Raw genomic sequence first — 15,118 nt, forward strand, 5'->3', positions numbered from 1 at the left:
CCGGACGGCTTGACGGCGGGACGGCCCGATGCGCAACCTAGAACCGATTCCTAGAAATAGATTCTAGGATTGATCGGAGGGCCGGCCCATGGACTTCTCGCTGAGCGCCGAGGAACGTCAGATCCGCGACACCGTCCGCTCGTTCGTCGAGCGGGAGGTCGTGCCGCTCGAACCGGACGTGCTGCGCAACGAGCGCGCCGGGCGCCCGGGGCTCGACCCGCAGGTGCTGCGCGACCTGCGCGACAAGGCGCGCCGGTCCGGGTTCTGGGGGATCAACACGCCCGAGGAGTACGGCGGCGCCGCGCTCGGCCCGCTGATGTCGGCGATCGTGGCGATGGAGACCGGCCGCACGTTCGTCCCGTTCAGCTTCGGCGGCACCGCCGACAACATCCTGTACGCCTGCGACGAGCGGCAGAAGCGCGCCTACCTGGTCCCGACGATCGAGGGCGAGCGGCGGTCGTGCTTCGCCATCACCGAGCCCGGCGCCGGGTCGGACGCCCGCAGCATCCGCACCCGCGCCGTCCGCGACGGCGACGACTGGATCATCAACGGCGAGAAGACCTTCATCACCGGCGGCAACGAGGCCGACTTCGTCATGGTGTTCGCCGTGACCGACCCCGACCTCGGCGCGGACGGCGGCGTCACCTGCTTCCTCGTCGACCGGGACATGGGCTGGAAGTCCGAGCCGATCCCGACCATGGGCGAGTGGGGGCCGGCGTCGCTGGTGTTCGAGGACGTCCGGGTGCCCGGCGCCAACGTGCTCGGCGAGGTCGGCAAGGGCTTCGACCTGGCGATGCGGTGGATCGGGCAGGGCCGCTACATGATCCCGGCGCGGGCGATCGGCGCGGCGGAGCGGATGCTGCAGATGGCCGTCGACTACGCCAAGGTGCGCGTGTCCATGGGCCACCCGATCGCCGACTACCAGGCCATCCAGTGGATGATCGCCGACTCGCAGGTGGAGATCGAGGCGGCGAAGTGGCTGACGCTGTACGCGGCGTGGCGGGTGCAGGAGGGGCTGGACGCGCGGCACGCCTCGTCCATCGCCAAGCTGAACGGCGCGGTCATGGCGAACCAGGTCGTGGACCGGGTGCTGCAGATCCACGGCGGCATGGGGTACACCAAGGAACTGCCGATCGAGCGCTGGTACCGGGAGCTGCGGCTGCTGCGGATCTTCGAGGGCACCGACGAGATCCAGCGCCGGACCATCGCCCGCAACCTGCTCAGGGGGCACGTCCGCCTGGGCGCCATCGGGGAGTGAGATGACCTCTCGCGATCCGCGGGCCGGGGTCCGCGCGCTGTTCAATCCGGGCTCGATCGCGCTGGTCGGCGCGAGCGACAAGTCCGGCTGGTCGGTGAGCACGTTCGGGAACCTGCGGGCGCACGGGTTCGCCGGCCCCGTCCACCTCGTCAACCCGCGCGGCGGGCTCGTGCACGGGCACGCCGCGTACCCGAGCCTGGCGGAGCTGCCCGGGCCGGTCGACCTCGCCTACGTGATGGTGCCGACGCGCGCCGTCCTGCCCGTGCTGCGGGACGGCGCCGGGGCCGGCATCAGGAACTACGTCGTGCTGACCGCCGGGTTCGGCGAGGCGGGCGAGGACGGCGCGCGGCTGGAGGCCGAGGTCGTCGCGTTCGCGCGGGAGGCGGGGCTGACCGTGCTCGGCCCGAACGGCAACGGCTACATCAACGCCGCCGCCGGGATCACCCCGTACGGGCTGCCGATCCCCCCGCCGCTGCTGCGCGGGCCGGTCGGCGTCGTGCTGCAGAGCGGCGCGCTGGCCAGTTCGGTGCTGGCGTTCGCGCAGGCCCGCAACATCGGGCTCAGCCTGCTGACCTCGATGGGCAACGAGTCGCTGGTCACCGTGCCGGACGTCGTCGACTACCTGGTGGACGACCCGGCGACCCGGGTCGTCGCGCTGTTCCTGGAGTCGGTGCGGGACCCGGAGGCGTTCGCGCGGGCGGCGCGGCGGGCGCTGGCGGCGGGCAAGCCGGTCGTCGCGCTGAAGATCGGGCGCAGCCGGCTGGCGTCGCGCACCGCGCGGGCGCACACCGGCGCGCTCGTCGGCGACGACGGCGTGGTGGACGCGGCGTTCCGGCGGCTCGGGGTGATCCGGGTCCGGTCGCTGGAGGACCTCATGGTCACCGCCGGGCTGCTGGCCTCCGCCGGGCCGCTGCCGGGGCCGCGGATCGGCGTGGTCACCCCGTCCGGCGGGGCGTCGGAGATCATCGCGGACCGGGCCGAGGACGAGGGCCTCGAACTGCCCGCGTACGCCCCGGAGACCACCGCCGCGCTGGCGGAGATCCTGCCGCCGTTCGCCACCGTGCAGAACCCCCTGGACGTCACCGGCTACGTCCTCATCGACCGGACGCTCCTCGGCCGCGCGCTGGAGATCGTCTCCGCCGATCCGGGCATCGACGCGGTGATACTGCTGACCGACCTGCCCCGGTTCACGCCGCCCGACCCGTCGGTGCCGATGGCGAACTTCGAGGCGCACGCCCGCCGCATCGCCGCGTCGCCGCGTCCGGTCGTGGTGGTCGGCAACACGCTGACCGACGTGTCGGAGTTCGGGCGGACCGTCCAGGAGAAGACCGGGTTCCCGCACGTCGTCGGCGGGATCGAGCACGGGATGCAGGCGATCGGCGCGGCCGTCCGCTGGTCGGCGGCGCGGCGGCGCGCCTTGGAACGCCCGGAGCGTCCCGCGGCCGGCGAGCGCATCGCGGTGGACGGCGCGACCGGCGTGTGGGCCGAGCACCGCGCCGCCGCGCTCCTCGCCGGAGCCGGGCTGCCCGTGGTGCCGTCCGAGCTGGTCGGCGGCGAGGACGCGGCGGTCGCGGCGGCGGACCGGTTCGGCTATCCGGTCGTGCTGAAGGCGGCGGCGGACGGCCTCGCCCACAAGAGCGACATCGGCGGCGTCCGCCTCGGCCTGGCCGGTCCGGACGCGGTCCGCGCCGCCTACCGCGAGGTCGTGGCCGCGCTCGCGGGGCACGCCGGTGCGGGCGCGCTCGTCCAGCCGCAGCGGTCCGGCGGCGTGGAACTGCTCGCCGGGATCGTCCGCGACCCGGCGTGGGGCCTGACGCTCGCGGTCGGGCTCGGCGGCGTGTGGGTCGAGGTGCTGCGCGACTCCGCGCTGCGCCTGCTGCCGGTGGACGCGCGCGACGTCCGGGAGGCGCTCGGCGAGCTGCGCGGCGCCGCGCTGCTCAACGGCGCGCGCGGCGCCAAGCCCGCCGACCTCGACGCGGTCGCGAACGTGGTGGCGCGCGTCGCCGCGGTCGCCGCGTCCCTCGGCGACCGGCTCGAGGCGCTGGAGGTCAACCCGCTCCGCGTCGACGGCGCCGAGGTCGAGATCCTCGACGCCCTCATCACCTGGAACTGACGCCGTGGCGGTGCGCCGCCCCCTGTGACGGCCTGCCTTGGGGGGCGGCACACCGCGGCTCAGCGGTGCGAGGCCAGCACGAGCACGGCGGCGGACATGAACATGCCGCCGTTGCCCAGCACCACGCTGACCTCCGCGTCCGGCACCTGCGCGGCGGCCTCCTTGCGGAGCTGGCGGACGGCCTCCTGGATCGCGAACATCCCGTACATGCCGGTGTGGGTGTAGGACAGGCCGCCGCCGTTGGTGTTCAGCGGGAGCCGGCCGCCGGGCGAGGTGTGGCCCTCGGCGATGAACGCGCCCGCCTCGCCGCGCCCGACGAAGCCCATGTCCTCCAGGCCGTAGATCGGCAGGTGCGCGAACGCGTCGTAGATCATCACATGGTCGACGTCGCCGTGCCCGATGCCCGCCTCGGCGAACGCGGCGCGGGACGCCCGGCGGAACCCCGCCGAGCTGGTCAGGTCGGCCATCTGCGAGATGATCGGCGACTCGGCGGACTCCCCCGCCCCCAGCAGGTGCACGAGCGGGCGGCGGGTGCCGAGCGCGCGGGCGCGGTCCTCGGACGTGACGACGAGCGCGCCGCCGCCGTCGGTCACCAGGCAGCACTCCAGCAGGTGGAACGGGTAGGCGACCATCCGGGACGCGAGGACGTCCTCGACCGTGATCGGCTCGCGGTACATCGCCCGCGGGGTGAGGTTCGCCCAGCGCCGCTGCGCCACCGGGACCTCGGCGAGCTGCTCGTGGGTGAGGCCGGTGTCCTTCATGTACCGCAGCGCGGTGAGGGTGAAGGCGCTCGTCGGGCCGAACACGCCGTACGGGGCCTCGAACTGGCCGCTCAGCGAGTCGGGCGAGCGGGCGTAGCGGGGCGCGCCGACGCGGGAGCGGCCCGATTCGCCGTGCGTGATGAGGACGGTGTGGCACATCCCGGCGCTGATCGCCGCCGCGGCGTGCCGGACGTGGAACAGGAACGACGAGCCGCCGACCTGCGTGCCGTCCAGCCAGGCGGGTTCGATCCCCAGCGAATGCGCGATCTCGACCGGGCCGGGGGTGCCGACGGCGGCGACGCCGTCGATGTCGTCCTTGGTCAGCCCGGCGTCGGCGAGGGCGTTGCGGGCGGCTTCGAGGTGCAGCTGCCGGGTGGAGTGGTCGGGCAGCCGGCCGATCCCGTCGGTCTCGGCCGCACCCGCGATGACGATGTTCACCGGGCCTCCGCGGGGGTGAAGAGCGGTAGGCGCACGTCGCCGCGCGGCTCGAAGACGACGCGGAGCGGCAGGTCGAGCGGCAGGTGCTCGGGGTCGGCTGGGACGCCGACGAGGTTGCTCATCATCCGGACGCCCTCCTCCAGCTCGACGATCGCGATGACGTAGGGCGCCTCGTCCTCGAAGCCGGGCGCCGGACGGTGGTTGATCACGTACGAGTGGAGCGTGGCGCGCCCGCTGGCGGTCACCCACTCGACGTCGCCGGAGCCGCAGTGCGGGCAGGCGGGGCGCGGATAGAAGAAGTGCCGGGCGCAGCCGCGGCAGCGCTGGACGCGCAGCTCGCCGGCGGCGGCGCCGTCCCAGAACGGCCGGGTGTCGGGGGTGGGCCGCGGGACGGCCTTGGACGGTGCCTTGGGCTGGGCCTTGGACGGTGCGGGCCTGGAGGCGGTGGACATCGCCCTCCTCGTTGAGAGTTCTAGATCGAGATTCTAGAACTTTGCTCTGGAAAATTTAAGGACCCGAATCTAGAGTTCGCTTCTAGAACCACCGGGCCCGAAAGCCCCCCGCCGGGACAACCGGAAAGAGGTGCCATGACCACCCTCGATCACCCGGCCGCCCCTGAACCCAGAGCCGCGATCGACCGCCTCTGGAAGCGCGACCTCGACCGCTACCCGGAAACCGGCCCCCGCGTGTGGTACCTCGCGGTGGTCGTCCTCGCCACGATCGTCCTGTACTGCGAGCAGTACGTGACCGGCGGCGTCGCGCCGCTGGTGCTCGCCCACTTCGAGATGTCCTTCCTCTTCTACGTCAACGCGCTGGTCATCGGGGGCCTGGTCGGCGCGTTCGGCGCGCTCGCCGCCGGCCTCTGCGACAAATGGGGCCGCGCGAACCTGGTCGCCTACGGGCTCGGCGTCACCGGCGTGCTGACGCTGCTCATCCCGTCCATGCCGAACAAGTGGGCGTTCGTCGTGCTGCTCACCGTGATCGGGATGGTCGAGGGGGTGATCCTGGTGGCCACGCCCGCGCTGGTCCGGGACTTCTCCCCGCAGCTCGGCCGCGCGTCGGCGATGGGCTTCTGGACGCTCGGCCCGGTCGTCGCGAGCCTCATCGTCAGCTTCGTCGCGAACCGGACGCTGGAGCGCCTCGACGACAGCTGGGCCAGCCAGTACTACATCATGGGCGCCTTCGGGCTCGTCGTGTTCGCGATCGCGCTCGGCGGCCTGCGGGAGCTGAACCCCGGCCTGCGCAGCCAGGTCATGGTCAGCGCCGAGGACCGCGCGAAGGTGGAGGCGCGCGCCGAGCAGGCCGAGGCGAGCGCCGACCTCGGCCGGCCGTGGGCGCAGATGATGAAGCTCGACATCCTCGCCCCGGCCGCCGGGATCTCCATCTTCCTGATCATCTACTACACGGCGGTCGGGTTCTTCACCATCTACCTGACCACCACGTTCGGGTTCTCCACGTCCCGCGCCAACGGCATCAACACCTGGTACTGGGCGATGGACGCGATCGCGCTGGTGATCGTCGGGGTCGTGTCCGACCGGACGCGGGTGCGCAAGCCGTTCATGGCCGCGGGGACCGTCCTCGCGGTGGTCATGACGTACGTGTTCCTGACCCGCGCCTCCCATCCGCACACGAGCTTCGCGACGCTGGCGACGATCGTCAGCCTCCTGGCGGTCGGCCTCGCCATCGCGTACGCGCCGTGGATGGCGGCGTTCACCGAGACGATCGAGCGCCGCAACCCGGCGGTGATGGCGCACGGCCTCGCCGTCTGGGGCTGGACGACCCGGATCGCGGTCGCCGGCTCGGTCTTCGCGCTGCAGTACGTGGTGAGCAGCGCGAACACCCTGGTCGACGCCCCCGGGAAGCTCGCGGAGGCCAAGGCGGCGCAGGAGGCGGGCCACGCGCCCTCGGCGGCGCTGATGCACCAGCTCGCCGACATCAAGCAGGCGGCGGCGGACGCGCCGCACCAGTGGCAGCACTGGTGGTGGGTGTGCATCGTCGCGCAGCTGCTGTTCTTCGCGCTGATGCTGCCGCTCGCCGGGCGGTGGAGCCCGCGCGCCGCGAAGGCCGACCTGGAGGCGGCCGAGGCGGAGAGGTAGGCGGTCCGCCGGCGGCCGTCCCGCGGACCGGTGGTCCGCGGGGCGGCCGTCAGCGGTGGCTGTGGGCGCGCGACCACAGGGCCGTCCAGCCGCCCGCGCCGAGCCAGGACGAGGGGACGCGCAGCCCGTGCTCGGCGATCTCGTCCCAGAACAGCGCGGTGTCGGCGCCGAGCTCGGCGGCATCGGGCAGCGCGCGCCGCCACGGCCCGTCCTCGTCCTCGAGGGTGGTCGCCGGATAGCCGGGAACGGCCACCTCGCGCGGCGGCACGACGGTCGCGAGGGGGACGTCCGGCGCGTCGCAGGTGACGAGGACGGCCAGCGCGCACAGCGGCGGCTCGGTCGTGCGGTGCGCCACGGCGCGGGCGACGGCCGGATCGTCCTGGACGGCCAGCCGCCCGACCGCCGCGCGGACCCGGCGCGCGACCAGGTCCAGCGCGTACGGGCCGGCGATCGCGGGCAGCGTGACGAGCCTGCGCAGCGTCTTCGGCAGCGGCGGCTCGCCGAGCAGCAGCGGCAGCCGGTCGAAGCGCTCCCGCAGCGCCGGGTCGAGGCCGTCCAGCGCGGTGGCGAGCGGCCGCGCGCCCGTCGCGTCCCACAGCCGGACGAGCGGGACGGCCCCGGTGCCGAGCGCGCGGCGGACGGCGGCGGTGAGCTGCGCGGACCCGAGGCGGCGCAGCCGGGTGAGCGCCGCGTCCGGCGGGGTCGCGGCGAGCGCGGCGAACACCTCCAGCGTCCCGGCGCCGGTGCGGTCCCAGGCCGCGCGGGCGAGGTCGCCGAGCGCCGGTCCGACCTCCTCGACCAGGCGCGGCGCGGCCCGCCGGCGCGGCGTCCGGACGGGCGGCACCTCGTCCGGCACCGGCTCCTCGGGCGGCCTCGTGCCGGGGATCGCGCCGACCCAGGCGCGGAACCGGCGCTCCAGCTCGGGGTCGGGCGCCTCGTTGAACCGCGCCGCGATCTCGGTGACCCGCCAGCCGCGCGACAGCGGGCGGCGCGGGCTCACCTCGGCGTTGACGACGAGCACGCCGTCCTGGTCGTAGAGGCCGAGCAGGGCGACGCGGCCCTCGCGGGCGTCTTCGACGTACCAGTGGCCGGCGATGCAGTTGCCCATGTAGTCCGACCATTCGGCGAGGTCGCGCGCGCTGCGGGCCGCCTTCACCCGGACCTTCGCGCCGGGCACGGCCATCCCGTCCAGGGCGGCCAGCGCGGGCGGGACCTTGAACGCGCCGGTCAGCGCCTCCCTGATCGCCGTCCCGGCGGCCAGGCCCGCGGTGAACCCGGTCCAGGTGCGCGCGCCCTTCGGCGGGACGCCGCCGAGCGCGATGAGCTGCGCGGCGCCCGACACCGCCAGCGTCACCGAGTCGAGCCGGGGCGTGAGGGGCTCCGGTTCCTCCGGCGGCGGCGGGTCGTGGTCGAACCAGGGGGCGCCGGTGCCGTCCACCGAGCGCGCCGCGTCGTGCCCGTGCAGCTGGGCCAGCGCGTCGATCAGGTCGACGTACCAGAGCAGGTCGCCGACGAGCTCCTCGCGCTCGCGCAGCGGCTCGCGGTCGCCGAGGAGCGGGCCGGTCCACGGCGGGATGCCGCCCCATCCGGCGAGCGGCCGCACCGCGCTGTACCCGGACGCGGCGCGCCAGCCGCGCAGGCCGTGCCCGCCCCAGTCGCGCAGCAGGTCGTCGTGGTGCCCGATCATCCGGTCCATGACCGCCTCGACGGTCTCGACGACGAGGACGCCGAACTCCTTGGCGCGGGTCAGCCGCGGCTTCACGAAGCCGAAGAGCCGGGCGTCGACGGGCTTGCCGGCGGACAGCCTGCGGTGGATCTCCCCCACGGGGACGGTGGGCCGGGCGGGTAGCCCGCCGGAACGGCCGCGGCCGCCGGCCCACGCGGGGCACCGCTCGATGACGGCGCCGAGGAGCGCCGCGGAGCGCGCGAGCCCCTCCTCGAAACCGTGGTCGGCGACCGCGACGGCGGTGCGCAGCAGGGCGGTGGCGGCGATCGCGTCCTGGAACGTCCGGACGAGCTGGTCGCGCCAGTAGGCGTCGGGCGGCGTCCACCGCGCCGCGTCGGCGAGCGAGGGCTCGTGCCCGAGTTCGCCCCTCAGCCATCCGGCGACCACCTCGTCCTCGTAGCGGACGCGGCTTTCCCGCAGGTCGTCGAGCCGGTCGCGGCGGCCCTGCGTGGCCAGGCGGCGGTCGCGGCGGCCGAGTCGCTCCTGCTGTCCGAGCACCCGCGCCCACAGGTCGAGGAGCAGGTCGAGCCGGCGCGGGCGCGGCACGTCCGCCAGCACCCGGCGCAGGTAGCCGGCGAGCACGGACGGCGACCCCGGCACGGCGGTGTCGGGCCCGTCGAGGTCGAGGACGCGCTCCAGCTGCTCGGGCCCGAGGACGTCGCTCGCGGCGGACGCCAGGTGCAGCGCCGCCCACCGTCCCTCGCCGGCCGCCTTCGCCGCCGCCGCGCCCACCCGCCTGGTGACCGACGGGCCGAACAGCGCCACCAGGAGCCGGGTCCGGTCGCCCAGCCGGTCCGCGTGCTCCAGCCCGAGCGCCCGCAACGCCGCGAGGACCGCGTCGCGCTGGTCGCCGCGCGCCCCCTCCAGACGGGCGGAGCGGAACCCGGCGCCGAGGTCGGCGCCCGCCCCCGCGGCGACCACCCCACCGGCCTCGACCAGCGCGGACAGCTCCCCGACGGCGTGCCGGACGTCCTCGCCGGACGCGCCGGCGGGCCCCAGCGCGACGGCCGCGCCGGGCTGCGCCCCGGACCCGTCGGCGACCCGGACCGGGGCGCCGGACGGACCCGCCGTCCACGCGCCCATGTCCGAGGCGACGACTCCGCCCGCGAGCCTGATCTTCACAAGGTCAAGTCTTGCCCGCCCGGCTCGCGGAGTCGACCGGTTTCCGACGTTCTGGACGGGTCAGGGGCGGAACGGCGCGGCGATCAGCGCGGCGAGGAGGGCGGCGCAGCGGGACAGGTCGGCGGCCTCGATGCGCTCGTCCGCGGCGTGCGCGCCCCGGCCGCGCGGGCCGAGGCCGTCGAGCGTGGGCAGGCCGCGCGAGCCGGGCAGGTTCGCGTCGCCCGCGCCCGCCGCCGGACGGCCCCGGACGGTCTGCCCGAGCGCGGCGCCCACCTCCGCCAGGTGCGCCAGCAGCGGGTTGCCGGGGTCGTCCTGCCAGGTCGGGCGGGACGTCAGCACCTCGGCCTCGACCTGAGCGCCGTCCCGGACCGGGCGGGCGGCGCGGAGCACGTCCAGCATCCGGCGCTCGGATCCGGCGTCGGTAAAGCGGAGGCCGATCTCCGCCCAGGCGTCCCCGGCGATCACGTTGGCGCGGCGGCCGCCCTCGATGCGGCCGATGTTGAGCAGGGTCGTCCCGTCGTCCGGGACGGCGGCGCGGACGGCGGCGAGCTGGTCGAGCAGCTCGTCGATCGCGGACACGCCGCGGCCCGGGTCGAGCGCGGCGTGCGACTCGCGGCCCCGGACCCGCAGCGCGACGCGGGTGCTGCCGCGCCGCGCGGACTTCAGCGCGCCGTCGGGGTGCGGCGACTCCAGGCCGATGACCGCCGCGGCGCCCTCCATCTCGGCCTCGACGAGCGCGCGGCCGGTGGGGCTGCCGACCTCCTCGTCCGCGACGACGACGGCGCGGACGGGCGCGGGCACCGCGATCCCGGCGGCGTCGAGCGCCTGGAACGCGGTCTCCAGCGCGACGAGGCCGCCCTTCATGTCGAAGACGCCGGGGCCGGTGATGGTCGTGCCGTCGTCGGTGTAGGGCATGTCGGCGAGGCGCCCGACCGGCCAGACCGTGTCGTAGTGGCCGACCACGAGCAGGTGCCCGGGTCCGTCCGGCCCCCAGGACGTGACCAGATGGTCGCCGCTCGGGGACGGCACCCGGCGCACCCGGCCGCCGGCGGCGGCCTGCCCGGCCTCGACCAGGCCGGCGCAGCGGGCCAGCGCCGCGGCGTCGCCGCTGGGCGACTCGGCGAGGGCGTATGCGCGCAGGCGGGCGCGGGAAGGGTCCAGCAGAGCGGCGGCGGCCTCGGTGATGCGGGCGGCGGCAGCAGGGTCCAGCGCGGTCATGTCCCTCCGGCTCCGAAGATCGTTGACGAACATACGAATCGTATGTCCGTCAGCATCCTCGCAATATTTGACGCTGACAAGGCATGATGCTACAACGAGGACATAGATCTACAACATATCTAGGTCAGGACATGTGCTGACAGTAAGCGATGCGATGCCTGTGAGATCCCCGGCCGTCCACGTGCGGCCCCTGTCCGGGCCCGCGGAGATGCGCGCCGCGGTCGCCCTGTACCGCGAGGTGTTCCGGCTCGGCGAGACCGACCCCGCGGTCAGCCCGCGGCTGCTCATCTCGCTCGCGCACAACGGCGGTTCGGTCGTCGGCGCGTTCGACGGCGGCGAGCTGGTCGGGTTCGCCTACGGCTTCGGCGGCATCGCCCCGTCCGGCGCCGTCTACCACTACTCGCAGATGGCCGCCGTCCGCGACGACCAGCAGGGCCGCGGCGTCGGCCGCGCCCTCAAGCTCGGGCAGCGCGAGCAGGTGCTGTCCACCGGCGTCACCGCGATGCGCTGGTCGTTCGACCCCGTCCGCACCCGCAACGCGCACTTCAACCTCGACGTCCTCGGCGCGGTCGCGCGCTGGTTCGAGCCGAACCTGCTCGGCGTCGAGGACGTCGGCCGCGACCGCGGCATGCGCACCGACCGGCTCATCGTCGAATGGGACCTGACGGCCGATCCGGAGTCCGCGCCCCGCCGGGCGCCCGCGCCGCCGCGCGTGCCCTGGGGCGAGACCGCCCGCGACGGGGACGCCGTGCTGCTCGGCCTGCCCGCCGACTGGGACGCCCACGTCGCCGCCGACCGGGCCGCCTCCGTCGCGCTCCGGCAACGCGTCGCGGACGTCATGGGCCGCCTGGTCGCGGGCGGCCACGCCGCCGTCTCGTGCAAGGTCGCCTCCGGCGTCACCAAGGTCGCCTCCGGCGACACCGCCGTCTACCGGTTCGTCCCCGACCCGCAGGAGAAGAACTGATGCCCGCCGTCGCCGCCGTCGAGGCGTTCCGGCTGCGCCTGCCGCTCGTCCACACCTTCCAGACCAGCTCGCACCGCAAATCGCATCTCGAGCACATCGTCGTCCGGGTGACCGACGGCTCCGGCGCCGCCGGCTGGGGCGAGATCGCCTCGCCGAGCGACCCGTACTACTGCCCGGAGACCGTCGACACCTGCTGGGCGATGCTGCGCCGCTACCTCGCGCCCGCGCTGGTCGGCGCCGAATGGGACCACCCGTCCGAGGCGGGGCGCGCCTGGGCGCGGGTCCGCGGCCACCACTTCGCCAAGGCCGGGCTCGACATCGCCTGCTGGGACCTGTGGACCCGCGCCACCGGCACCCCGCTCGCCGCCGCGCTCGGCGGCACCCGCGAGCGCATCGCCGCCGGCGTCAGCCTGGGCATCGAGCCGACCGTCGAGGACCTGCTCGCGCAGGTCGAGCGGCACGCCGCCGACGGGTACCGGCGCATCAAGCTGAAGATCGCGCCCGGCTGGGACGTGGCGCCGACCCGGGCCGTCCGCGAGGCGTACCCGGACCTGGCCGTCCAGGTCGACGCCAACGGCGTCTACCCCGAGTCGCTCGAAGCGCTCGCGACCATGCGGGAGCTGGACGGCCTCGGCCTGCTGCTCATCGAGCAGCCGTTCGCGCCGGGCGCGCTCGCCGCGCACGCCCGCCTCGCCGCCACGATCGGCACCCCCGTCTGCCTGGACGAGTCGGTCGACGACCTCGACCAGCTCGACACGGCCATCGCGCTGAGCGCCGGCAGCATCCTGAACGTCAAGGTGTCCCGGATGGGCGGGCTCACGGCGGCCCGCGCGGCGCACGACCGCGCCGTGGCGGCCGGCTGGAAGGTGTGGTGCGGCGGCATGCACGAGTTCGGCGTCGGCCGCGCCGCGAACGTCGCGATCGCGTCCCTGCCCGGCTTCGACCTGCCCAGCGACGTGTCCGGCTCCGACAAGTACTACGCCCACGACATCGTGGCGCCGCCCATCCGCGCGACCGACGGCACGGTGCCCGTGCCGTCGGGCCCCGGCCTCGGCCACGAGGTCGACGAGGCCCTGATCCGCGCCCAGGCGACCGAGACCTTCCGCACCTGACCCCTTACGGGGCGGGTGGCGGGGGCGTGAGGCCGGTCGCGGTGTAGACGGCGCGGCCGGTGTCGGCGATGAGGGCGGCGGCCTCGTGCTCGCTGTCGATGCCCTCCGTCATGGCCACGAGGATGATCGGCTCGCGGCCCTTCGCGAGGACGATCCCGGCGTCGTGGCAGACGGACGCCAGCTCGCCCGTCTTGTGGGCCAGCGTCACGCCCGGCGGTAGGTGGCGGGGCAGGCGGTCGTTGACCTGCTGGCGGGCCAGCACGTCGAGCGCGAACGCGGTGCCCTCCTCGCCGAGCAGCTCGCCCCGGACCAGGCCGGTCAGCAGCGCGGCCACGTCCGCCGGGGTGGTGAGGTTCTCCTCGCCGCGCTCGCGGGCCGCCGCGTCCATCATCACCCGGGCCAGCACCGTGCCGTGCAGGCCGCGGCCGGCGCACCAGGCGTTCACCGCGTCCCTGCCGACCAGGTCGATCAGCAGGTTGGTCGCGGTGTTGTCGCTGACGATGATCATGAGGGTGACCAGGTCGCGGACGCTGAACTCCGCCGCGTCCGCGAGGTCCTTGATGACGCCGCTGCCCGGGACGCGGGCGTCCGGCGGCGCCGGCAGCCGGTCGTCGAGCGACCGGCCGCCGGCCCCGGCCTCCGCCAGCACCGCCGCCATCACCGCGAGCTTGATCACCGACGCGGAGGTGAAGCGGTGGCCGGCGTTCACCTCCGCGCGCTCGCCGGTGCCGAGGTCGTGCGCGACGACGCCGAGCGTCCCGCCCAGGCGGTCCGCCCGCCGCACCAGTCCGTCGAGTTCGCCGCGCATGTCAGACCTCCAGGGGGCAGTTCTTCCCGAGGGGGGACGACCCCCCACCCCCCCGGGCCGACTTCGTCGGGATTAAAGCAGGATCGCGAACAGCACCAGGAACCCCGCCGTGTTCGCGACCATGATCGCCCAGCCGTTGAACAGCATCATCCGCAGATCGCTGGAGCGGGCCAGGCCCATCTGCCCCATCATGTCCGCGGTCGGGTACGGGCCGAGCTGGTCGATCTGCGCCGTCCCGAGCAGCGACACCGCCCACGCGGCGGGCGGCACGCCCAGCGACGTCACCAGCGGCCCGAACAGCTTGTTGATCAGGACGACCTGGGCGACCGCCGCGCCGGGCACCGCGTGCACGTAGCCGAGGAGCACCACCAGCAGCAGGAACGCGTACGGGCCGACGTCCGGCATGACGTCCTTGAGGTGGTCGAAGATCGTGTCGAACGCGCCGGTCTTCTGCACCAGGGTCAGCAGCGGGTCCAGCAGCCAGAACAGCATGAACAGCCAGATCAGCCGGGCCGCGCCCGCGTAGACGGCCTCCGCCGTCCCCTTGGCGCCGAGGCCGCCGGCCAGGCCGGTCGCGGCGGCGGTGACGACCATGACGACCAGCGCGTAGGAGTACCCCGCCTTGACCCACACGCCGTACACGGCGAGCGCGACGAGGACGGCGATGAAGGCGAGCGCGGCCCATTGCCCGCGCTTGTTCGGCGCCGCGTCGGCGTCGTCGTCCTTGGCGGCGTCCTCCGGCGCGTACTCCTGGTCGGTGTGCTTCTGGATCCAGCGGGCCATGAAGAACCCGGTCACGAGGGTGATCGCGCCGACGGGCAGGCCCGCGTGCAGCAGGTAGTCGCCGTAGGACAGCTTCGCGGCGGCCGTGATCGTCACGACCGGCGGGGTGAACGGGCCGAGCATCAGCCCGGCCGCGCCCGCCGCGTGGAACATCGCGGCGACGGCCGGCGGGCGCCAGCCCATCCGCGCCGCGATCGGGATGACGATCGGCGCGATGATCGCGTTGCCGCCCGCGAGGGTGCCGAGCGCGCCCACGATGACCAGCGACGACACCATGACGCCGAGCTGGACGCGGGTCGGGGTGCTGAGCCCGATCCGGCCCATCACCGTCCGCACGAGGGTCTGCGCGGCGCCGGTCTCCTGCGCGACGTGGCCGAGGCCGGCGCCGAGCAGGATGATCAGGCCGATCACCGCGACCAGCGAGCCCATGGACGTGGCGAGCTGCTCGCCGAGCGGCACCGGCGCGGTCCTGGTCATGATCGCGGCGACGATGACGGCGCCGATCGTGGCGAGCACGACGTCGACGCCGAGCAGCGCCAGGACCGCGTACATGATGATGGGGACGAGGCCCCAGATGCCGGCCTTGCCGCCGGCGACGGCCAGGCCGATGCCCGCGGCGACGCAGATCGCGAAGCAGACCACCGCGGTGAGCTGCCTGCGGTCGAGCCGTCCGCCGAGCGTGACAGCGCTACTCAATCGCGCTCCTGTTCAACGGGGAT

General features: G+C 74.7%; 11 protein-coding genes. 5 read left to right on the forward strand and 6 right to left on the reverse strand.

All coding sequences use genetic code 11. The features are described 5' to 3' along the window. Positions 1-88: 88 nt before the first annotated feature. Positions 89-1,258 (forward strand): acyl-CoA dehydrogenase family protein, encoded by a 1,170-nt coding sequence (locus tag ACA514_RS21470; RefSeq protein ID WP_375042977.1) that lies wholly within the window; start codon positions 89-91, stop codon positions 1,256-1,258. A gap of 1 nt (position 1,259) precedes the next feature. After that, entirely contained in the window at positions 1,260-3,371 is a 2,112-nt protein-coding gene (locus ACA514_RS21475; protein ID WP_375042978.1) for an acetate--CoA ligase family protein, read from the forward strand. A gap of 59 nt (positions 3,372-3,430) precedes the next feature. On the opposite strand, the gene ACA514_RS21480 is transcribed toward ACA514_RS21475, so the two are convergent. Together ACA514_RS21480 and ACA514_RS21485 are read right to left on the reverse strand one after the other, a co-directional pair. Further along, positions 3,431-4,570: a thiolase gene (locus tag ACA514_RS21480; RefSeq protein WP_375042979.1), complete on the reverse strand. Its 1,140-nt coding sequence runs from the start codon at positions 4,568-4,570 to the stop codon at positions 3,431-3,433. Continuing rightward, the gene (locus ACA514_RS21485) at positions 4,567-5,022 is read right to left on the reverse strand and encodes a Zn-ribbon domain-containing OB-fold protein (protein WP_375042980.1); all 456 of its coding nucleotides are present in this window, start codon (positions 5,020-5,022) and stop codon (positions 4,567-4,569) included. Before ACA514_RS21485 ends, ACA514_RS21480 begins: the two co-directional genes overlap by 4 nt. Positions 5,023-5,157: 135 nt before the next feature. Between ACA514_RS21485 and ACA514_RS21490 the strand changes: the two genes are divergently transcribed. Continuing rightward, the gene (locus ACA514_RS21490) at positions 5,158-6,666 is read left to right on the forward strand and encodes an MFS transporter (protein WP_375042981.1); all 1,509 of its coding nucleotides are present in this window, start codon (positions 5,158-5,160) and stop codon (positions 6,664-6,666) included. A 49-nt stretch (positions 6,667-6,715) separates the two neighbouring features. Here ACA514_RS21490 and ACA514_RS21495 read toward each other — a convergent pair whose 3' ends face one another. Then, positions 6,716-9,514 carry a hypothetical protein gene (locus ACA514_RS21495; RefSeq protein WP_375042982.1) on the reverse strand — a complete coding sequence of 933 codons (2,799 nt, stop codon included), beginning with the start codon at positions 9,512-9,514 and terminating at the stop codon, positions 6,716-6,718. Between the two features lie 60 nt (positions 9,515-9,574). Further along, a complete protein-coding gene (locus ACA514_RS21500) occupies positions 9,575-10,732 on the reverse strand; it encodes a M20/M25/M40 family metallo-hydrolase (RefSeq protein WP_375042983.1) in 1,158 nt (385 codons plus the stop codon). A gap of 154 nt (positions 10,733-10,886) precedes the next feature. Between ACA514_RS21500 and ACA514_RS21505 the strand changes: the two genes are divergently transcribed. Then, on the forward strand, positions 10,887-11,696 hold the full coding sequence (locus tag ACA514_RS21505; RefSeq protein ID WP_375042984.1) for a GNAT family N-acetyltransferase: 810 nt from the start codon (positions 10,887-10,889) through the stop codon (positions 11,694-11,696). Beyond that, positions 11,696-12,808, forward strand: coding sequence for an o-succinylbenzoate synthase (menC, locus tag ACA514_RS21510; protein WP_375042985.1), 1,113 nt, complete (start codon positions 11,696-11,698; stop codon positions 12,806-12,808). The genes ACA514_RS21505 and menC overlap by 1 nt, the downstream gene beginning before the upstream one ends. A gap of 4 nt (positions 12,809-12,812) precedes the next feature. Here the strand turns inward: menC and ACA514_RS21515 are convergent, their stop codons facing one another. Beyond that, positions 12,813-13,616: a serine hydrolase gene (locus tag ACA514_RS21515; protein WP_375042986.1), complete on the reverse strand. Its 804-nt coding sequence runs from the start codon at positions 13,614-13,616 to the stop codon at positions 12,813-12,815. Positions 13,617-13,688: 72 nt separating this feature from the next. Next, positions 13,689-15,095: an SLC13 family permease gene (locus tag ACA514_RS21520; protein WP_375042987.1), complete on the reverse strand. Its 1,407-nt coding sequence runs from the start codon at positions 15,093-15,095 to the stop codon at positions 13,689-13,691. Between the last annotated feature and the right edge of the window lie 23 nt (positions 15,096-15,118).

It is taken from the genome of Actinomadura sp. NTSP31, assembly GCF_041951385.1.
Classification (GTDB): Bacteria; Actinomycetota; Actinomycetes; order Streptosporangiales; family Streptosporangiaceae; genus Spirillospora; species Spirillospora napierensis.